16 protein-coding genes and 1 pseudogene are annotated in these 19,841 nt (G+C 34.4%); 9 read left to right on the top strand and 8 right to left on the bottom strand.

Features of this window, described 5'->3' with window-relative positions:
* Window positions 1–46 precede the first annotated feature (46 nt).
* The gene (locus ACEN2N_RS10145; protein ID WP_441824213.1) at window positions 47–1,561 is read right to left on the bottom strand and encodes a Do family serine endopeptidase; all 1,515 of its coding nucleotides are present in this window, start codon (window positions 1,559–1,561) and stop codon (window positions 47–49) included.
* A gap of 373 nt (window positions 1,562–1,934) precedes the next feature.
* Here ACEN2N_RS10145 and ACEN2N_RS10150 point away from each other — a divergent pair, with 373 nt between their 5' ends.
* The 8 genes and pseudogenes from ACEN2N_RS10150 to ACEN2N_RS10185 all read left to right on the top strand — a co-directional run bounded on the left by ACEN2N_RS10150 (window position 1,935) and on the right by ACEN2N_RS10185 (window position 12,016).
* Window positions 1,935–2,624, top strand: coding sequence for a TIGR04282 family arsenosugar biosynthesis glycosyltransferase (locus ACEN2N_RS10150; protein ID WP_441824214.1), 690 nt, complete (start codon window positions 1,935–1,937; stop codon window positions 2,622–2,624).
* Window positions 2,625–2,675: 51 nt separating this feature from the next.
* On the top strand, window positions 2,676–5,879 hold the full coding sequence (locus ACEN2N_RS10155) for a SusC/RagA family TonB-linked outer membrane protein (protein WP_441824215.1): 3,204 nt from the start codon (window positions 2,676–2,678) through the stop codon (window positions 5,877–5,879).
* Window positions 5,880–5,889: 10 nt separating this feature from the next.
* Window positions 5,890–7,314 (top strand): SusD/RagB family nutrient-binding outer membrane lipoprotein, encoded by a 1,425-nt coding sequence (locus tag ACEN2N_RS10160; RefSeq protein ID WP_441824216.1) that lies wholly within the window; start codon window positions 5,890–5,892, stop codon window positions 7,312–7,314.
* Between the two features lie 42 nt (window positions 7,315–7,356).
* Window positions 7,357–8,697, top strand: a complete 1,341-nt coding sequence (locus ACEN2N_RS10165; protein ID WP_441824217.1) for a sodium:solute symporter — start codon at window positions 7,357–7,359, stop codon at window positions 8,695–8,697.
* Window positions 8,682–9,311 (top strand): annotated as a pseudogene (locus ACEN2N_RS10170) (metallophosphoesterase family protein); the annotation flags it as partial. The gene ACEN2N_RS10165 and the pseudogene ACEN2N_RS10170, both read left to right, overlap by 16 nt.
* A 240-nt stretch (window positions 9,312–9,551) precedes the next feature.
* Window positions 9,552–9,887 (top strand): arsenosugar biosynthesis-associated peroxidase-like protein, encoded by a 336-nt coding sequence (locus ACEN2N_RS10175; protein ID WP_081819435.1) that lies wholly within the window; start codon window positions 9,552–9,554, stop codon window positions 9,885–9,887.
* 182 nt (window positions 9,888–10,069) lie between these two features.
* Window positions 10,070–11,125, top strand: coding sequence for an arsenosugar biosynthesis radical SAM (seleno)protein ArsS (gene arsS / locus ACEN2N_RS10180; protein WP_441824218.1), 1,056 nt, complete (start codon window positions 10,070–10,072; stop codon window positions 11,123–11,125).
* A gap of 273 nt (window positions 11,126–11,398) precedes the next feature.
* Window positions 11,399–12,016 (top strand): TetR/AcrR family transcriptional regulator, encoded by a 618-nt coding sequence (locus ACEN2N_RS10185; RefSeq protein WP_441824219.1) that lies wholly within the window; start codon window positions 11,399–11,401, stop codon window positions 12,014–12,016.
* Here ACEN2N_RS10185 and ACEN2N_RS10190 read toward each other — a convergent pair.
* From ACEN2N_RS10190 to ACEN2N_RS10200, 3 genes are read right to left on the bottom strand one after another with little or no spacing between them, the layout of a single operon-like run.
* Window positions 12,013–13,065 (bottom strand): glycosyltransferase family 9 protein, encoded by a 1,053-nt coding sequence (locus tag ACEN2N_RS10190; protein ID WP_441824220.1) that lies wholly within the window; start codon window positions 13,063–13,065, stop codon window positions 12,013–12,015. The two genes, ACEN2N_RS10185 and ACEN2N_RS10190, sit on opposite strands and share 4 nt — an antisense overlap.
* Window positions 13,052–13,654 (bottom strand): DUF4254 domain-containing protein, encoded by a 603-nt coding sequence (locus ACEN2N_RS10195; protein WP_441824221.1) that lies wholly within the window; start codon window positions 13,652–13,654, stop codon window positions 13,052–13,054. Before ACEN2N_RS10195 ends, ACEN2N_RS10190 begins: the two co-directional genes overlap by 14 nt.
* 39 nt (window positions 13,655–13,693) lie before the next feature.
* On the bottom strand, window positions 13,694–14,515 hold the full coding sequence (locus ACEN2N_RS10200) for a hypothetical protein (RefSeq protein WP_441824222.1): 822 nt from the start codon (window positions 14,513–14,515) through the stop codon (window positions 13,694–13,696).
* A 148-nt stretch (window positions 14,516–14,663) separates the two neighbouring features.
* Between ACEN2N_RS10200 and ACEN2N_RS10205 the strand changes: the two genes are divergently transcribed.
* Complete coding sequence (locus ACEN2N_RS10205; RefSeq protein ID WP_441824223.1) at window positions 14,664–14,885, top strand: DUF6341 family protein; 222 nt, start codon at window positions 14,664–14,666, stop codon at window positions 14,883–14,885.
* A gap of 57 nt (window positions 14,886–14,942) precedes the next feature.
* Here the strand turns inward: ACEN2N_RS10205 and purD are convergent, their stop codons facing one another.
* From purD to ACEN2N_RS10225, 4 genes are all read right to left on the bottom strand, one after another.
* Window positions 14,943–16,214, bottom strand: a complete 1,272-nt coding sequence (purD, locus tag ACEN2N_RS10210) for a phosphoribosylamine--glycine ligase (protein WP_441824224.1) — start codon at window positions 16,212–16,214, stop codon at window positions 14,943–14,945.
* Window positions 16,215–16,256: 42 nt separating this feature from the next.
* Window positions 16,257–17,234 carry a UDP-glucuronic acid decarboxylase family protein gene (locus ACEN2N_RS10215; protein ID WP_441824225.1) on the bottom strand — a complete coding sequence of 326 codons (978 nt, stop codon included), beginning with the start codon at window positions 17,232–17,234 and terminating at the stop codon, window positions 16,257–16,259.
* A gap of 8 nt (window positions 17,235–17,242) precedes the next feature.
* Window positions 17,243–18,601, bottom strand: a complete 1,359-nt coding sequence (locus ACEN2N_RS10220) for a sugar transferase (protein ID WP_441824226.1) — start codon at window positions 18,599–18,601, stop codon at window positions 17,243–17,245.
* A gap of 66 nt (window positions 18,602–18,667) precedes the next feature.
* Window positions 18,668–19,759 carry a glycosyltransferase gene (locus tag ACEN2N_RS10225; RefSeq protein ID WP_441824227.1) on the bottom strand — a complete coding sequence of 364 codons (1,092 nt, stop codon included), beginning with the start codon at window positions 19,757–19,759 and terminating at the stop codon, window positions 18,668–18,670.
* Between the last annotated feature and the right edge of the window lie 82 nt (window positions 19,760–19,841).

A 19,841-nucleotide genomic window follows, 5' to 3' on the forward strand; every position in this document is an offset into this window, starting at 1 on the left:
GCAGATACTATTATCCGCTCGGCATAAAATTAGTCATTAAAGCGGACTATGAATCTAATCCGAAGGCATAATAATATTTAGTGCCATCTTCATAAATACCTTCTAACATAACTCCACCTTTTTTACCCTCTAGCGCAGATGCTACATCATCAACATCCTTTACACGTTTACCATCAATATGTGTGATAATAAACCCTTCTCTCATTTGAGTTTCACTTTTAATCTTTCCAGGATATAATTTGGTAACCTGAACACCGCCATCTAAACCAAACTTCTTAGCAATTTCTTTATTTACATTTTCAAAATCGGCTCCAAGAAGATTAAAAACTTCTTTATCTTCCTTTTTGATAATATTGGTACCACCTTGAGAATTTTGAAGTTCTACTTCCAATTCTTTTTCTTTACCATTTCTATTTACAACAATTGCAACCATATCGCCAGGTCTTTTACCCGCAATAATTTCTTGAAGTCTAGGTGAGGTTCCAGTTTCTTTTCCATTAACACTAACAATAATATCTCCAGATTCAATACCTGCCAAATCTGCACCACTATCTTCGCCAACTTGCTCTACCCATACTCCTTTGGTAAAGTCCACATTCTTTTCCTTCGCTAGGTTACCATCCATAGTTCTAATAGTAACACCTAACATACCACGTTGTACATTACCAAATTTCAGTAAATCTTCAACTACTTTGGTAACAATATTACTAGGTACTGCAAATCCGTATCCTGTATATGTACCGGTTGTGCTAGCAATCGCAGTGTTTATACCTACAAGATTACCATCTAAATTCACCAATGCACCACCACTATTACCTGGGTTGATAGCAGCATCTGTCTGTATAAAACTTTCTACGGCAAATTTATCGGCATTAATATGAATACTTCTTGCCTTTGCACTTACAATACCTGCAGTAACGGTAGAGTTCAACCCTAACGGATTACCAACTGCCAATACCCATTCACCTACCTCTACATCATCTGAATTTACCAATGACATAGTTTTAAGATTGTCAGCTTTAATCTGTAAAAGTGCTAAATCTGTAGTTGGATCCGTACCTATTACGGTAGCCTTGTAAGATTGGTTATTATATAAGGTAACCTCAACCTCATCAGCATTGTCAATTACATGATTATTGGTTACTATATAACCTTTGTCGTTAATAATAACTCCTGATCCCGTACCAACCCTAGGTTGCGAACGCGTACCTTCTGGAGATTGTCCTTTAAACATATCACCAAAAAATTCTTTAAAAGGATCTGGCAATTCGCGTGCACCTTGCCCTTGATTAGATGACCCTGTTTGGGTTGATTTAATATGCACTACAGCATCTAAAACTTTTTCAGATGTTTCTGTAAAATCTAAGGGTTTAATGTTTCCGTCGTTATCTCTCGTATATAAAGCCTGTGCACCTGGTACAGATTCTACAACGGTTACTCCTGTAGATTCTTTCAACTCTTGTTTGTTAAAATGTAGTACTCCGTAACTCACTGCAAGTGCAATAATCGCTGAGAAGAAGTAAACTTTCCAAGCTCCTTTGGTATTTGTGTCTGATTTCATATATATTAAATTTTTATAATTCTTCTGATGTCCTAATCGCAATAGCTATGCCATGTTTATGCCTGTCAATGCTAAAAAAATCTAAAATTTTTTGAAATTTTAAGGGATTTTTTAGACTAAGTGGTCTGTAAGCATAAAATTAGCATGGGCAAATACTCAAAAAGAAGTACTTTATCCTATTATATATCATGTTTATAGGTGATTATATAAGTTAGATAATGAACCTTATTGTTTAAAACCGACCACATGGTCTAAAACTGACATTTTGACTTAAAGTAAGATATTTCGTCTATTATAATGATACAAATTAGTTATACTTAGAAAACCTTTGCTTTATTTTTACGTAAGTTTAACAACGAGAAAGAAAATTTAATTGAATTCAAACGGTACTACTGCAATTTTGGTATTTGCCAATTCCGCCAAAGAAGACTTGGCGAATAAGTCAATTCCCAAAGGTGAGCAATTATTTGATGTACTAACCAAAACCACTCTTAAAAAGGCAAAAAACACAGGTTTACCTGTTTTTCATTTTTCAGATAAAGATCAAGTTGGCGCTACTTTTGGCGAACGTTTTACAAATGCTATTGCTACTGTTTTTGATAAAGGATTTTCTAATTTAATTACCATTGGTAATGATACTCCCCATTTAAAAACACAACATCTTAAACATACTGCTAATCAATTAGCTTTAGGTAAGACTGTAATTGGTCCTTCTATTGATGGCGGTTTCTATTTATTAGGTTTACAAAAATCTAACTTTGAAGTTGCTGAATTTCAAAATTTACCATGGCAACGATTCAGCTTATACCACCAAATTTCATTGTGGTTACAAGAAGAATCGTCTGAATTAATAAAATTACCTGTTCTACAAGATTTGGATAACGAAAGAGATTTAAAGTCTATACTATCGTTTTCTACTGATCTATCGTCAACCATATTACTGTTGATTATAGGTTTATTAAAAAGAAGCAAAATTCTATACCACACTAAACAGAACTTCTCTGCTGTATTTCCTAACAGCTTTCTTTATAATAAAGGCTCTCCTGTAGTTTCATTTATCTAGACCCCCTTTATCCAATAGTTGGATAAATGAAAACTCAGTTCAAAGCTATATATGAAACACTTAGTACTAGTGTTGACATTGTTTATAATAAACATGGTCAATGCTCAAGAAACAATTACAGGTATTGTTACCGATACCGATGGAAATACAATACCGTACGTAAATATTCTATTGTCTGGCACCGTTACTGGATCAACTACCGATGAAGACGGAATATATTCCTTAGAAGTCCCCAACCTATCAGGCGAAATTGAATTTTCCGTTTTAGGATTTGAAACTCGAGTAGTTTCGATAAACAATAGACGAACCATTAATATAACTTTAAATGATTCTTCTGAAGTTTTAGACGAAGTAGTATTGACCGCATTAGGGTTGAAACGAGAAACAAAAGAACTAGGCTACGTTGTACAAAGTTTAGATGCCAAGGGAGTTACGGAGGTAAAATCTGTAAATTTCTTAGATAACCTTTCAGGGAAATTAGCAGGTGTAACTATTAACCAAGGCGCAACTGGCGTTGGTTCTTCCTCAAAAATTACTATTCGTGGTGAAGCTTCTTTCTCTAATAACAATCCCTTGTTTATTGTAGATGGAGTACCGATAAATAATAACTCGGTTTTTAATTTTACCAGTGAAGCTGCTGCGGGATTTCAAGAAATCGATTTTGGTAACGGAGCTATGGAGGTAAACCCTGATGATATTGCCGAAGTATCCGTTTTAAAAGGTCCAAGTGCTGCGGCACTATACGGAACAAGAGCTTCTAACGGAGTCATAATAATTGAAACAAAAAGCGGGAAGAATACGAAAGGATTGGGAGTAAGCTACAACACCAGCTTTTTTGTGGATTCCGCTTTTCAACTACCAGATTTTCAAAATGAATACGGACAAGGTAATTCTGGTGAGTTTGCTTTTGTAGACGGATTAGGTGGTGGCACCAATGACTTGATTACCTACAGTTGGGGACCTCGTTTAGATGTCGGTAACTTAATTCCCCAATATGATAGTCCGGTTACATTGGCAGATGGAACCGTAGTGCGCGGTGGAGATACAGCTCTTTATAATGGCATTCCCATTACTCCAACAGAATTTAGATCTAACCCAGATAATCTGAAGAATTTTTATGAAACGGGAACTACCCTGATTAATAATATTGCTATATCAAACGGATTTGACAAAGGCAACTATCGCCTTTCTTTTACTGATCTTCGTAGTGAGTCAATTATTCCAGGAGTTAATTTAGATAGACAAACTATTAGTACACGATTGAGTTTTCAACCTATTGATAAGATCCGCATCAATTCATCCATAAGTTATATCAATTCTAATAGCGACAACCGACCCTCTAATGGCTACGGATCAGAAAACGCAAATTATTCTTTGGTAGCATGGGGACCACGTTCCTTGAATATTGAAAATTTAAAAAACTATTGGCAACCTGGCTTAGAAGGCATACAACAGTATTCTTATAACTATACGTTTTTTGACAATCCTTATTTTATCCTTAATGAAAACACCAACTCTTTCAACCGGGATCGGGTTTTTGGAAATATTTCAGCTAGCTACGATATCACAGAAAATTTAACAGCGTCTATTAGAACAGGAATGGATTACTCCAGGGAACTACGTCAATTAAAAAGAGCCTATAGTTCTAATCGATTCTCAAATGGTGGTTATGCTGAGCATGATGTGTTCTACAGAGAGGTAAACACAGATTTTCTATTAAACTATGCAAATAAATTTAATGATTTTAGTGTAGATGTTTCACTTGGTGGAAATCGTTTAGACCAAAAAGCATTTACCTCACAATCGCAGACAACAAGTTTAGCACAACCAGGTATTTTTAGATTATCTAATGCCGCATCCCCTATAGAAGTATTCGAGTTTGAATCAAATAAACGAATCAACAGTTTTTACGGCTTGGCAAAATTCGGATATAAAGATTTCCTTTTCTTAGATGTTACAGGACGAAACGATTGGTCTAGCGCATTGGCAACTCCATTTTCAGTAGATAATACATCATTCTTTTATCCATCGGTATCCAGTAGCTTTATTCTATCAGAAGTAGTTGAGTTACCTAAAACAATTTCTTTTGCAAAATTACGGGCAAGTTGGGCACAGGTTGGTAATGATACAAATCCGTACCAAACAACAGGGGCTTTTGTTGCTCAAACACCTTTTAATGGTCAGCCTACCTTCAGCAATTCAAATACTATCGCGAATGCAAATCTTCAACCAGAATCAACCTCTTCTTTTGAAGTAGGTGCAGATGTAAGATTGTTTGGCGATCAGCTTCGTTTTGATATCTCGTACTATAACGCATTAACGAAAGACCAGATTATTTCATTGCCTATAGGCATTTCATCAGGGTATACCCAACAAGTAGTTAATGGTGGTGAAGTACGTTCAAAAGGTGTGGAGATTATTCTCGGTATTTCACCAGTAATAAGTCAGAATTTAAAATGGAATAGTACTTTAAATTTTAGCACAAATAGGTCTACCGTAGAAAGCTTACCACAAGATGAAGGTCGATTAACACTGGCATATTCCAGAATATACGACAGTCAAAACCAAACGGTATTTTTACAGGCAGAAGAAGGTGGTCGTGTAGGCGATTTGTATGGAACAGGATATCTAAAAAATGAAAATGGTGATTTTATCCTGACGGATGAAGGCAGATATATTCCAGATAATGAACTACAAAAATTAGGGAATTACAATCCAGATTTTATGCTAGGTTTTAATAATCAATTCAATTATAAAAACTGGAATTTAGGTTTTCTATTCGATTGGCGACAAGGCGGAATCATAGTTTCCAGAACTAGGGCATTGGGTAATGTTGGTGGTCAGCTGGCAGAAACAGCTTTCAGACCAGAAGAAGGAATTGTGCCCAAAGGCGTTGTAAATATAGGTACTCAAGAAAATCCTGTTTACACACCAAATACAGTAGCGGTTTCTGCAGAAAGTTACTACCGACAATTTTATGATAGAAACCATGAGGAAAACAATACGTATGATGCATCCTTTTTAAAGCTACGTCAAGTATCTATTGGTTACACTTTTGAAAATCTTAGTGTATTCAATCAAAATGCAACTTTAAGTTTATCTCTAATCGGTAGAAACCTATTTGCCATTACAGAGAATCCGCATTTTGACCCAGAGCAATTAGCGGTGCAAGGACAAGGATTTATAAGTGGCGTAGAAGATATGTCATACGCAACAACAAGAAGTATAGGTTTTAAAGCAGGATTTAATTTTTAAGAAAAAGAAGATGAAATATATATATACCGTTCTAGTCTTAATGTTGGTCATTAGCTGCACAAAGGACTTTGAGGAAATTAATACGAATACAAACGCACCAGTAAGTGTACAGCCAAGTTTATTGCTTAGGCAAGTAATCTATGATTATGGGGAACAAATGTCTTATGAAGGTTTTACAGCAGGTAATCTTTTAGGGCAATATAGTACTGCTCTTGATTTCAATTTATTTGATAGACATGATTTGAAATCACCTCAACTAGGAGGTAATCCTTGGCCAATATTCTATCAAAATCTAAGAGACAATGAAATCATACTGAATTTATCTCAAAAAAATACCGCCTTTGCGGTATATGAAGGACCTGCAAGAATAATGAAAGCCTACATGGCAGCAGGGTTAACAGATTTATTTGGAGATGTTCCTTATTCTGAAGCATTTAAAGGTGATACAAAAACCGTTACTCCGGTCTACGATTCTCAAGAATCTATTTACATGGATGAAAATGGTGTTTTTGATAACCTTGATAAAGGTATTGCTGCTATAGAAAACTATACCGGTACAATTGCGCTAGAAGGTGATATTCTGTTCAATGGAGATTTAGAGGGATGGATTCGTTTTGCAAATTCGCTAAAGATTAAATATCTAATGCGAGTTTCGGGCAAAATAGATGTTGCCGCCCAATTACAAATCATAGTTGCCGAAGGAAATTTCATTGACGAGAATAGTGAAAATGCCATTTTCAACTTTACCGATGGTGAGCCGAATAATTTTAGATTAGCACGATTAAGAATAGGTGATTTCAACAATTATGTGCTTTCTGAAACTATGGGCGAAATATTGACCGGTTTAAACGACCCGCGTATTAATCGTTTCTACCGCCCATTTGCAAATAGTACAGATAACGGATACATCGGACTCTTAAATGGAATAGATGCATCTGCCGGAGTTTCCTTAGCCGATTATTCCTTATTAGGAACAATTTTTAGAGAGAATACAGGCTTGTTAGACGCCAATTTCATGACAAGCATGGAAACACATTTCCTTTTGGCTGAAGCTGCACAAAAAGGACTTATAACAGCCGATACAGAAACGTTGTATAACACAGGAGTTACTCTAGCTTTTGATTACTGGCAAGTAGACCTACCTGCGGATTATTTAACGGTTGATGCTGCACTGGACGATGGTAACGCATTAGAAAATATCATCACACAGAAATGGATTGCCAATAGCATAAACGGTTATGAAGGTTGGGTAGAATATAGAAGAACCGGTTTCCCGCAATTGAAAATGATATCGGCTAGTTTAAATAACAATTTAATTCCGATTCGCATGCCCTATCCTTCTGAAGAAGAAGCTTTAAATAGTGTTAATTATACCACTGCTTCCAACAATACGGAAGGTAATAGTATAAATGTACCTGTTTGGTGGGATGAGTAATAGTTAGGAGTTAGGAGTTAGGAGTTAAGAAAGAACAAAAAAATGACTGAAGTAAAAATTTGGCAATGGGGATTAATAATAGCATCTAGTTTGGTGTTGTTTTTCCTTTCCCCATGGGCAAAAGACACTAACCAGTTTTTTAAGGCAGTCCAAAAAAAGAAGGCGCCCAATACATTTATGTTGATGGGTAGCTTAATCATCTCTTGGATTTTTGCAAAGAGCATTACTAATGCTGCAAATTTAGGATTGGATTTCGGCATTGTTGGTGGGGTAGCTTATGCTGGGTATTATTTATCCTTTGCAGTTGCGGGTATCGTTATTTATAAAATGAGGCTAAATGGTAAATACACGAGTATTCATCATTTCTTATCCTCAAAATTTGGTAAAACAGCAGTTACCATCTTTTCTATACTAATAGCATTCCGGTTATTCAATGAAGTGTGGAGTAACACCATGGTCATAGGTTCTTACTTTGGCGAAATTGGTTCCGGTGCCTACTATTTGTCCATTTTAGTATTTACAGCACTAACATTAGCATATGTACTAAAAGGAGGTATGAGTAGTTCAATTTTTACCGATGTTATCCAAATGGGGCTATTTTCTATACTTTTAGCGGTAATATTGTTCGCAATTTTTGGAAAGGAAACAGATTTATCTGTAACTGAAGTTGCAAATACTGGGGTTTGGTCATTTGAAACAGGTCTTAATTTACTGTTCGCAGCGCTTCTACAATCTTTCAGCTATCCTTTTCATGATCCTGTTTTGACGGATAGAGGATTTATCAGTAGTCCAAAAGTTACGCTGAAAAGTTTTTTGTGGGCAAGCGTACTGGGTGCCATCTGTATAATCCTATTCAGTATTATTGGTGTTTACGCACAATCTCAAGGAATGCAAGGGCAGGCAGCTGTACAAGTTGGGAAAGCCTTTGGAACTATAATATTGTTGGTCATCAATTTTATTATGATTACTTCCGCAGCCTCTACATTAGATTCTACTTTTTCCTCATTCTCTAAACTATTGGCTCTTGACTTAAACTTAGGAAACACTTTAAAATTCGGACGTTGGTCTATGGTTGCTATTGCAGTGTTAGGTACAATTCCTGTTTTTTTAGATGCAGAGATATTATCTGCTACTACCATTAGCGGAACTATGGTCATAGGCTTGACCCCTATTTTTATATTTTGGAAAGACAAAGCTCCTAAAATCAGTTTTCATTTAAGTGTTTTTGTCGGATTGTTATTTGGCTTCCTTTTAATTTTTAATTGGTTTCCAGAAAATATGATATTTACTACTGGCAAATACGCCAGTTTACTCTGGATTAATTTTTGGGGCATCATCTGTTGCCTATTCGTTTATATAATACCTACATGGATAAAGAAATAAAACATATTGGTGTAAAAGAAGGAAAGCTATTGCTTTTTGGAGGGGTTTATAGCAACCTACAAGCATTGGAAAAATTAATTTCTATTGCTCAGGAGGCTGGGGTAAAACCAGAGAACTGTATAAGTACCGGCGATTTAACCGGTTACTGTGCGCAACCTGAAGAAACTATTCAATTGTTTCAAAACTGGGGAGCACTTAGTATTGCTGGCAATGTAGAATTGCAACTAGCAAATGATAGCGAAGATTGTGGTTGCGATTTTAAGAGTGGTAGCCGTTGCGACGATTTCTCAAAAATGTGGTTTCCATATACCAAGGGGCACTTATCGCAACAGTCTTTAGATTGGATGAAGCAAATACCAGAGTACATCAGTTTTGATTATGCTGGCAAAAAAGTAACCGTAGTCCATGGAAACTATGGAAATACTTCTGAATTCGTATTCAAGTCAAATGCCACCGAAAGTAAAGAACGCTGTTTTAATGAGACTAAAAGTGATATCATCATAGCAGGTCATTGCGGTCTACCTTTTCATCAATCTATAAAAGATAAGCTATGGCTAAACCCTGGCGTAATTGGTATGCCAGCAAATGATGGTACAACTAGAGTTTGGTATATGCTTTTGGATGTTATTGATGGCGAAGTAAGCTACACACATCAATCATTTGAATACGATGCCGAAACCGCACAAAAATTAATGTATAAAAATCATTTACCTGAAGCCTATGGAGACACCCTTACCTCTGGCATTTGGGATAACATGGAAATTCTCCCAGAAATAGAAAAAATGGGGCAGGGAATTACGATTCATTTTAACCAAGAACAAAAAGATTCAATAAAACCTAAAACACAAAAAAAGATGGCAAATACGTACTACGACCCAGCAGATTTAAGAAAATTCGGAAAAATCACAGAGTGGAGCGAAGAGCTGGGAACAAAATTTTTCGATTATTATGGTAAGGTTTTCGAAGAAGGCGCACTAAGTGCTAGAGAAAAGTCTCTAATTGCACTAGCTGTATCTCATGTTGTTAAATGTCCGTATTGTATTGATGCCTATACCAAAGACGGATTACAAAAGGGAATAACAAAAGAAGAAATGATGGAGGCTGTACATGTTGGGGCTGCAATTGAAAGTGGAGCAACATTGGTTCATGGTGTACAAATGATGAATAAGTATAATAAATTGTCAATGTAGTTTGGTTGATAGTTGTTCGTTGTCGGTTGTTAGTTATTTTCTACATCGCCTTAGAACAATTTTGATATTAAAGAAGAAATAGAAATTGCTATCTATTAAAAGGAAATTAAAATAGGTTGAATTGTTTTTAGGTTCGTAATAAAACGAACAACAGACAACCATCAACCAACAACAAAAAAAGAATGGCTACAAAATCATTAAAAGCGAAAGGAAACGATTTAGCAGTTTCCAATAAGCAATTAGAAATACTAAATGGAGGAATCTTTGCTGATGGCGAATTGCCTTATTTTAAGGACAAAATTGCCGAGATAGGACATTTTCCTTTACGTCCAAAAAAGTTGGAAATTTTGCAAATTAATGTAGGTTATATGTGTAATCAAGTTTGCGAACATTGCCACGTAGATGCTGGTCCTGATCGTAAAGAGATTATGACTCGTGAAACCATGCAACAATGCTTAGAGGTCATAAAAAATACAGGAGCCCACACTTTAGATTTAACAGGTGGTGCACCAGAAATGAATCCTGATTTTGAGTGGTTTGTTGAAGAAGCTGCTAAAGCTGGAATTAAAGATTTCATTGTTCGTTCTAACTTAACTATTATTAGGGCAAACAAGAAATACTATCACTTACCAGATTTCTTTAAAAAACATAATGTTCATGTTATTTCTTCAATGCCACACTATACCCGTGGTAAAACAGATAAACAAAGAGGAGACGGAGTTTTTGATAAGTCGATAAAGGCATTGCAAGAATTGAATGAAAGAGGCTATGGTATGCCTGGTAGCGATTTAAGGTTGGATTTAGTTTATAATCCGTCAGGTGCTTACTTGCCAGGCGACCAAGCAGCGTTGGAAAAGGATTTTAAAAAAGCCTTAAAAGAAGATTTTGATATTCAGTTTCATAATCTGTTTGCCATTACCAATTTACCAATTGCACGTTTCTTAGACTATTTAATAGCGTCTGAGAATTACGAAGATTATATGTATTCACTAGTAGAAGCCTATAACCCCTCTGCAGTAGCAAATGTAATGTGTACAAACACTATTTCCATTAGTTGGGACGGTTGGTTGTATGATTGTGATTTTAACCAAATGCTAGACCTAAAAGTAGCTAGTAAAGTAAAACACATTAAAGATTATAATGAAGATTTATTAAACGATAGAAACATTATTATATCACAACATTGTTATGGTTGTACGGCAGGTGCCGGTAGCAGCTGCCAGGGGACTGTAGCATAATACAATCCGGGATGAAATTTAAGAACCGTTTGATGATTTACATTGAACGGTTTTTTTGTTTTTGAATACCTTATAATGCTATAAATTAACCCAATACATAACCTACAGAACTGACCGCCTAGTCTGTTTAGTAGTGTAAAAAAGGTGTTCTACACCGATATAATGGTCGTTTATCGAAATAAAATGCATTTAATCTATAAATCCTGAGGTTGTTTGGCGATCAGGCGTTCTATAAAAAGACCACATGGTCGGATTTACCCAAATCTAAATATTATGAACAAAAGCCTTAAGCGCATGGCAACCATGCAACGTTTACAGAACACCGGATTAGAATTGTTTTATGCCCAAGGGTATTACGATACTAGTGTAGATGATATTCTTAAAAAACTTGAACTTTCTAAGGGGGCTTTTTACTATCATTTCGATTCTAAAGAAGATTTCTTCATTCAAATAATTCAAAACTTACTTGCCCGTAAAATTTATAGTACGTTAATAGAGCCTATTGAAGGGCATGACAATCCAATTACCTTAATTACAAAATGTTTCGATAATGCTATGGAAACTGCTGTGCATAATGAAATGGATTACGGCTGTATATTGAGTAATTTCTTAACTGAATTTAATGGTAAAAATGAAGTGATTATGCGTCACTTAAATGAGATAGTTACTGTTTGGGAAGTAAACTTGGTAACTTCATTACAAAAAGGAAAATTCAATGGCTATTTAGATCGCCATGTAGATTGCGAAGCATCGGCTACATTTTTAATGAGCTCTTATTTCGGAGTAAGAACCTTAATGACAACCGCGGCACCTGCTTCAAAAAAATATAGATTTTTGTCTCAGTTACGTCAATACTTTAAAAGTATAGAAGCTAAGCCCGTAAATTCTTAAACCGTAGTATTTAAAATATCACTTATTTTCTGAACGATTGTTTCTGGTAATATGGTTTCCATGACCTTATCATAACCATCTGGGTATTTATTACCATAAATAGAAGTTGGTATTGCAGGATATTTTTTTCTATCGGATAAAAGGGCGTTATTTTCAGATTGATTAAATGGTGAAAAACCGGCATACGGATGCGTAATACCCCAAATTGTAACGGTTGGCACGCCGAACATTGCAGCTAAATGGGCGTTACCACTATCCATCGCCAACATTAACTGAAGGTTAGAGATTAAACCCAATTCATCTGAAAAAGACAATTTTCCAGCTGCATTAGAGCAATTCTCAAACTGCGTTTCCCATGTTGTCAAAACTTCTACCTCTTTTTTCCCTCCTCCAAATAAAACAATCTGATATTTATTTGTAGAATTCAACGCAGCTATTACCCTTTCCATCAATGGTAGTGGATACATTTTTCCGCTAAAAGCTGCAAAAGGGGCAACACCAATCAGCATCTTTCCTTCAAAATTAATCAAACTTTTTGCTGAATCAGTAATTGGCTTTTCAGACAAGGTTTCCATCTCACTTATTGCAATAGGATACGCAAGCTTACTAAAGACCTCAGCATAGCGTTCAAAAGTAGTTGGTAAAGGGATGAAAGATGTTCGCTCTGGATTTACCAAAGCTTTCTTAGATGCCCTTCCCTTATCAACTTGAATAAAAGGAATTGTAGATAGTTTAAAAAATTGTTTTAGAATAGAACTACGTAGAACATTATGCAAATCTGCAACTGCATGGATCTGTAAAGCCTTTAATTCTTTATATAATTTCCAAAGTCCAGAAAAGCCTTTATGTCTTCCTTTTACATCAGCTTTAAAAACTGAGACATTTGGTAAATTTTCAAATATAGGTGCTGTAAATCCTTTTGTTAAGACCGTAATCTTTACCTGAGGATATTTTTTTAAAACCCCCAAAATAACTGGAACAGTCATAGCGACATCTCCCATAGCGGAAAGTCGTATTACCAATATGTGAACAGTTTTATTTGTTGCCACGAAGGATGGGGTTTAGTTCCTCATCATTATACATCTTCATTTGCTTGTAAACCTTCATATACTTGTTGCCACTTTCAATATCTGCAAGTAATTGGTCTATAGCTATAAAAAGGTCATTTTTCTGTTCTATCAAGATTTCGAGTTTAACTTGGCATTTTTCCCTATGTTCTAAAGAAGCATCTGCTCTAGTAGCTTCCTCTTTCATATGATAGATTTTCAGTGCTAAAATAGATAAACGATCAATTGCCCAAGCAGGGCTTTCTGTATTAATAGTTGCATCTGCCTTAACTTCTACCGATTGGTATTTATTAAGAAAATAACTGTCAATAAACTCCACCAAGTCAGTTCTGTCTTGATTACTTGCATCAATTTTACGTTTCAAAACTAAGGCGTCGTCAGGGTTAATATCCGGATTTCTAATGATATCCTCATAATGCCATTGCACGGTGTCAATCCAGTTTTTGCGATACAACAAGTGCTCTATTTCTTCTTTCGAATAAGGATTATGAAAACTTTGATACACATCATCTTCAATATGATATTTTTCAATACTGGTATTAAATATATTAAATGCGAATTCGCTAAACATATGAGCCTTTTTTACAAAGATAAAGTTTAAAGGGTAAACCTAAAGTTTCACAACAAAAACTATAATGGGTATTAAAATACTAGAAACAAGAATTAATTCTAGAAACTTAGGTTTCTTAATAGATTCTAAATAATTAACAATAAAAATTACCGAAGGAAAAAAGGTGATTATCACGGCGTTATTATTTGCTGAAGTAACCAATACATTAACCACCAACCCTATAACAAAAGAAAATGCAATAAGTCTCATGACGATTACCTTACCTACACCCGACTTACTTAAATGAACGAAAGCAGAAAAAGCAAGAGCTATGTTGAACAAGGCATACAATGTCATTTTTAAGCTAGTCCACCATTTAATGGGGAATATAGCGTCATAATTGATTGCAAAATCATAATGTTCAAGAATAAAATTAGGCTTGTCAAGTAAAACTAATATACCGTACAGTATCATAAAAAAACAGACGCCAACCGATATGATTACCAACCAGTTTCGTATATTTTTTGGTTCATAAATATATATTGCTGCAAAAACCAAAAGCAAATAAAGTAAAGCCCATTCATAGAATACACTTGAAATGCAGATCCAAAGTGAGGCGTCAAAAATCTTAAGCTTAATATTCTTTAAAGACTTAATACTTAATAACCTCCTCTTGGCCAGCAATAGAAAAAAACTGGTAAAAATGGCATTATTATCACCTAGCGTCTCAGGAAAAACCACAAAAAGTAATGTGAAAAATAAAATTGCAAAAGAATTTGTACTGGTTAGTTTGTTACGCTTAACGACAAAGTCCACAATAAAAACACTGAATAATAAAATGGCTAAAACACCTATTGATGGGGCAATTTCTACATTGCTCATCGATAAATCAAAGAGGTAAAATTGGACAGACCAGTAGAAAAGAAACAAAAAAACCAGAAGAATGATGAAATTCACCGGTTTTGTTTTCTCAAAAATGCTTGAAATCATCTAAGCTTTTTATATTTTTGCTGGTAAATATAGTAATAAGATGAAATCATTTTTTGAAGGTATCGCAGATTTGTTCGTAAATGTACTATTTGCACCGTTAGATTTTTTACGTTTTACAGATAGTTGGGCTTTATCAAATATCTTAAACTGGATATTTATGTTGATAGGGTCTGTAGCATTTGTGTATTGGATGCTTCAATTGAAGAAATATAACGATAGTGGTGTAGAGGATAAGTCGAGCACTTCTCACTCTTACTTATAATATCAAATTAAATCTCTTGTCAGTTTTTAATCTTTAAAACTGATAAGAGATTATTCGTTAAAGATCAAAACCTAGGTCTTTTCTATAATTCATTCCTTCAAAGGAAAGCTTCTCTACATTTTTATATGATTGCGCTAGTGCCGATTTAAAATCAGTACCAAAAGAAGTAATTGCCATTACCCTACCACCGTTAGTTACTACTTTACCATCTTTGAGTGTAGTACCTGCGTGAAATACCAATGATTCAGTGATAGAATCAATTCCAGTAATTTCTTTTCCTTTTTCATAAGATCCTGGATAACCCCCAGAAACAGTCATTACTGTGGTAGCCGTTCTATCATCTAACTTTAAATCAATATCAGATAATGTTTGATTAGCTACCGCTTGTAGCAGTTCAACCATATCATTCTGAATACGGGGAAGTACAACTTCAGTTTCTGGATCGCCCATTCTAACATTATACTCGATAACCTTAGGATCTTCACCTACTTTAATCAATCCGATGAATATAAAACCTTTATAAGGCATATTATCCTTTTTAAGACCCTCTACGGTAGGTTTTACAATTCGCTGCTCAATCTTATCCATAAAGATCTTACTTGCGAAAGGAACGGGCGAAATAGCTCCCATACCGCCAGTATTGAGTCCGGTATCACCCTCGCCTATTCTTTTATAATCTTTTGCTGTTGGTAGCACTTTGTAACTATCACCATCGGTTAGCACAAAAACACTTAGTTCAATACCATCAAGAAACTCTTCAATAACAACAGTTTCACTAGCTGCACCAAACTTTTGATCAACCAACATTGATTTTAGCTCAACCTTGGCTTCGTTTAAGTCATTGAGAATAACTACGCCTTTACCAGCAGCCAATCCGTCAGCTTTTAAAACAAAGGGAGGATTTAATTCTTCCAAAAATTTAAATCCGTCTTCAACAGTCTCAGCCGTAAAACTTTTATACTGAGCGGTAGGTATTTCATGACGCATCATAAACTCTTTCGCAAACTCTTTACTACCTTCCAAAGTAGCCGCCAATTTCTCAGGACCGATAACTGCCACTTTTTTTAATTCTTGGTCACCAAGAAAAAAATCATGTATTCCGTTTACCAGAGGATCTTCTGGGCCCACCATAACAAGTTGAATATTCTCCTTTAAAACTAATTTCTTAACAGCTTCAAAATCATTTACACCAATTGGTATGTTCGTTGCAATATTTTCTGTGCCGGCATTTCCTGGTGCCACGAAAAGTTTTGATAGTTTATTACTTTGTGCCAATTTCCAAGCAAAAGTATGCTCACGACCACCTGATCCTAGAATTAAAATATTCATTTTGTCAATTTTTGCAAAAATACCTCTTGCTCTTTTAATTTTCTATTTAGTAGAGAAATCTCTATGCTCTTTCTTCTGTAAGTCCTCTGGAGACAACGATTTGAAATAATCGTATACGATTTTTAATCCTTCTGACCGTTGTACTTTTGGTTCCCAACCCAAAATTTCTTTTGCTTTTGTAATATCGGGTTGACGTTGTGTAGGATCATCTTGAGGAAGTGGTTTATAGATTACTTTTTGCTTGGTACCAGTTAGAGCAATTATCTCTTCAGCGAATTCTTTAATAGTAGTTTCATGCGGATTACCAATATTAACAGGATCTGTATAATCACTAAATAATAATCGGTATATACCTTCTACTTGATCATCGATATAGCAGAATGATCTACTCTGAGAGCCATCACCAAAAACGGTTAAATCTTCTCCTCGTAGCGCTTGTCCCATAAATGCAGGTACTACCCTACCATCATTTAAACGCATTCTAGACCCATAGGTATTAAATATACGAACGATGCGAGTATCTAGCCCATGATGTCTATGATAAGCCATTGTAATGGATTCCATGAAGCGCTTAGCTTCGTCATATACTCCACGTGGACCTATTGGGTTAACATTACCAAAATACTCCTCATTTTGAGGATGAACTAATGGATCACCATAAACTTCGGAAGTTGAAGCAACCAAAATTCTAGCGCCCTTTTCTTTCGCCAAGCCTAGAAGGTTTAGCGTGCCCAAGGATCCAACTTTTAAGGTTTTAATTGGAATTTTTAAATAATCAATAGGACTAGCGGGCGAGGCAAAATGCAGAATATAATCAAGCTTTCCAGAAACATGAACAAACTTAGTTACATCATGATGATGAAACTCGAAGTGTTCTAAAGAAAATAAATGCGAGATATTATTTAAATCTCCTGTAATAAGATTATCCATTCCAATGACGTGGAAACCTTCAGCAATAAAACGGTCGCACAAGTGAGAACCCAAAAAACCAGCGGCACCTGTAATTAATATTTTTTTCATGTTACTGATTATATTCCTCTTGAAAAAAGAACTGTTGTTACCGTTTTAAATATTATTCGCAAATCTAAAGTAATAGAACGGTTTTTAATATAATATAAATCGTATTCTAGCTTCTTAATCGAATCTTCTAAATTTTCACCATATTTATATTTTACTTGGGCCCAGCCCGTAATACCCGGTTTTATCAAATGACGTGTGCCATAAAAAGGAACAAGGGAATTTAACTGATTAACAAAAACTTTACGTTCAGGTCTAGGTCCTATAAACTGCATGCTCCCCTTAATTACTGCTAATATTTGAGGTAATTCATCAATTCTAAATTTTCTTAAGATTTTTCCAAAAGGAGTTATTCTTGCATCATTCTTTACTGCCATTTTAGCACCTTCCTTTTCTGCATTAATAACCATTGACCTAAATTTATAAATTTTAAATTCATTACCATGCAGACCAACCCTTCTCTGAGTGTAAAACAAAGGACCTTTATTTAGAAAAATATTTAAAAGCCAAACAATCGGAATAAAAAACAAACAAATTAAACCAACAACAATTGATAAAATTAGGTTTACAAGGAAACTGAATACTGTATGTACATATCTTATTTTTCGGTTTCTAAATTGCAATATTTCATAAAAACTATCATTATGAGATTGAATTGGTAGTGCTTCATAGGTGTTTTCATAGAACGATGTGTAAGAAATTACATCTTTACCTCTCAAAATAGACTTTAGTAAAACTTTTTCTAAGTCCTTCGGTATCTCATTATAATTTTTGGTATTAATTATCCATGAATCCACTTTCTCAGTAGCATGAAGAAATTTTTTTCTTAAATCATTATCTTGCCCAAGATTATAAGTTAGTTTCACACGATAAAAAGTTTCCAAATCATCCCCGTCAATAGAAGATACTACTTTTCTAAAATCAATTTCCGTTGCCTTATCGTATATAAGCAGAACGTTTTTAGTTGTAGGTAACACTCGAAAGACATTGACAAAAAATAGTCTCCATAAAGCAATTTCTATAGGAGTAAGTATTAAAAAAACCAACAAAGGTATTCTCCAAAAACTCGTATCGAAAAAAATAACGGAAAATATAAAAACAATAAAAACAAATAATCCAGTGATATATAAAGCTTGAGAAACAACTACTTTTCTCTTTAAGGTCTTTTGAAGGTTATAAGAATCCAAAATATAAGAAAGAAGTAAATAACTAATTATACCAAAGCCAAAAACACCAATTTTCAACTTCAAAGAAACATAATCTATTGCATAATAAACGAATACATTCAAACTTGAAATAATTATTAATAAGTCTCCCAATAACAATATGAATTTGCGCTCTAATGAATTCAAAATAGAGAGTTTCGCCATTTTATCTTATTTTAAGTAATTACCTTAAGTATTTAAAACCCTTAATAGTTTTAAACTTTTATTTATTTACAAGTTGAAAATCTCTAAATATTTCTTTCTTAGTTTTTCTATAATTACGTCATCCGAAAAATGTTCATGAACTCTTTTATGTCCATTTCTTCCAAAATTTTGCCTTAAACCAATATTCTCTGCTAATTTATCTAAAGCATCAGCCAATTCCTGATGGTCCATTGGTGAAACTGTGATGCCACTTTTACCGTCTTGACTAACAAAAGGTACACCTGTTGGCAAGTTGGTATTTATAACCGCTTTCCCTTGTATCATAGCTTCTAATTGAATAATAGCGAATGCTTCACTAGCGGCAATAGATGGAAGCACAAAAAAGGAACAATTTTTTAAAAAAACTTCCTTTTCCTCTTCGGATACAAATCTATTGATAAATCTTATTTTCTTACTCGATTTATGGCAATGTTCTAAAATAATATCAGTTATTTCCTTTTCACCACTACCTACAATCAATAATTCTAAATCTGTTTTAGCAATTTCATGTGCATTTAATAAAACTTCAATACCCTTATAGTATGCCAGTCTACCAAGGTACAAAATGTAGTTATCATCTATATCGCTAACGTATTTATTTACCGGTATACTTAAAGGTAGAATAAAAACTTTATTTCTAAATTTTTTCAAAATATTAGAGTATTCTAATAAATTTGGTGAAGTAGTAAATATGATTGTGGCTTTTTTACAAAGATTTTTTTGGAAAATTTCTACTATATTTTTTAACGATTTTTGTTTGATAATATCACTGTGCCATGTAACGGCAATCTTATTTCTTTTTCCTATAAAAAAAGAAAGTAATGACGCTAAAGGAAAAGGCTCATGAAAATGAAGAATATCAAAATTTCTATAAAGCTTGAAAAAAGTTATAAAAAATGATATAGACACAGGCATTGACCAAAACGTACCGAAGGAAGCACATCTAATAACTTTAACGTCATTAATAATTTCTATGTCTTTTTTTAATGAAAAATTTTTTTTAACACAAAGTACGGTTACATCAAATCCTTCGCCTAGATTCTCGGCAAATTGTTTTACAACGGTTTCTACTCCCCCAATATCTGGTTGATAATATTTATTTACTTGAAGTATTTTCAAAATTTATAATTTTTTCGACTGAATTTAAAAAGGGTTAAAATAACTAATTCAACCATCATCTTCAAATCTAAGGTTATGCCTC

It is taken from the genome of Maribacter spongiicola (assembly GCF_052119685.1).
Lineage (GTDB): Bacteria > Bacteroidota > Bacteroidia > Flavobacteriales > Flavobacteriaceae > Maribacter > Maribacter spongiicola_A.

What these genes read in the sequence shown, in the direction of transcription:
- ACEN2N_RS10165 (WP_441824217.1), top strand. Translation starts at nt 7,357, where the DNA reads ATGACTGAAGTAAAAATTTGGCAATGGGGATTAATAATAGCATCTAGT.
- arsS (WP_441824218.1), top strand. Translation starts at nt 10,070, where the DNA reads ATGGCTACAAAATCATTAAAAGCGAAAGGAAACGATTTAGCAGTTTCC.
- ACEN2N_RS10160 (WP_441824216.1), top strand. Translation starts at nt 5,890, where the DNA reads ATGAAATATATATATACCGTTCTAGTCTTAATGTTGGTCATTAGCTGC.
- ACEN2N_RS10205 (WP_441824223.1), top strand. Translation starts at nt 14,664, where the DNA reads ATGAAATCATTTTTTGAAGGTATCGCAGATTTGTTCGTAAATGTACTA.
- purD (WP_441824224.1), bottom strand. Translation starts at nt 16,214, where the DNA reads ATGAATATTTTAATTCTAGGATCAGGTGGTCGTGAGCATACTTTTGCT.
- ACEN2N_RS10145 (WP_441824213.1), bottom strand. Translation starts at nt 1,561, where the DNA reads ATGAAATCAGACACAAATACCAAAGGAGCTTGGAAAGTTTACTTCTTC.
- ACEN2N_RS10200 (WP_441824222.1), bottom strand. Translation starts at nt 14,515, where the DNA reads ATGAGCAATGTAGAAATTGCCCCATCAATAGGTGTTTTAGCCATTTTA.
- ACEN2N_RS10220 (WP_441824226.1), bottom strand. Translation starts at nt 18,601, where the DNA reads ATGGCGAAACTCTCTATTTTGAATTCATTAGAGCGCAAATTCATATTG.
- ACEN2N_RS10175 (WP_081819435.1), top strand. Translation starts at nt 9,552, where the DNA reads ATGGCAAATACGTACTACGACCCAGCAGATTTAAGAAAATTCGGAAAA.
- ACEN2N_RS10195 (WP_441824221.1), bottom strand. Translation starts at nt 13,654, where the DNA reads ATGTTTAGCGAATTCGCATTTAATATATTTAATACCAGTATTGAAAAA.
- ACEN2N_RS10215 (WP_441824225.1), bottom strand. Translation starts at nt 17,234, where the DNA reads ATGAAAAAAATATTAATTACAGGTGCCGCTGGTTTTTTGGGTTCTCAC.
- ACEN2N_RS10155 (WP_441824215.1), top strand. Translation starts at nt 2,676, where the DNA reads ATGAAACACTTAGTACTAGTGTTGACATTGTTTATAATAAACATGGTC.
- ACEN2N_RS10185 (WP_441824219.1), top strand. Translation starts at nt 11,399, where the DNA reads ATGAACAAAAGCCTTAAGCGCATGGCAACCATGCAACGTTTACAGAAC.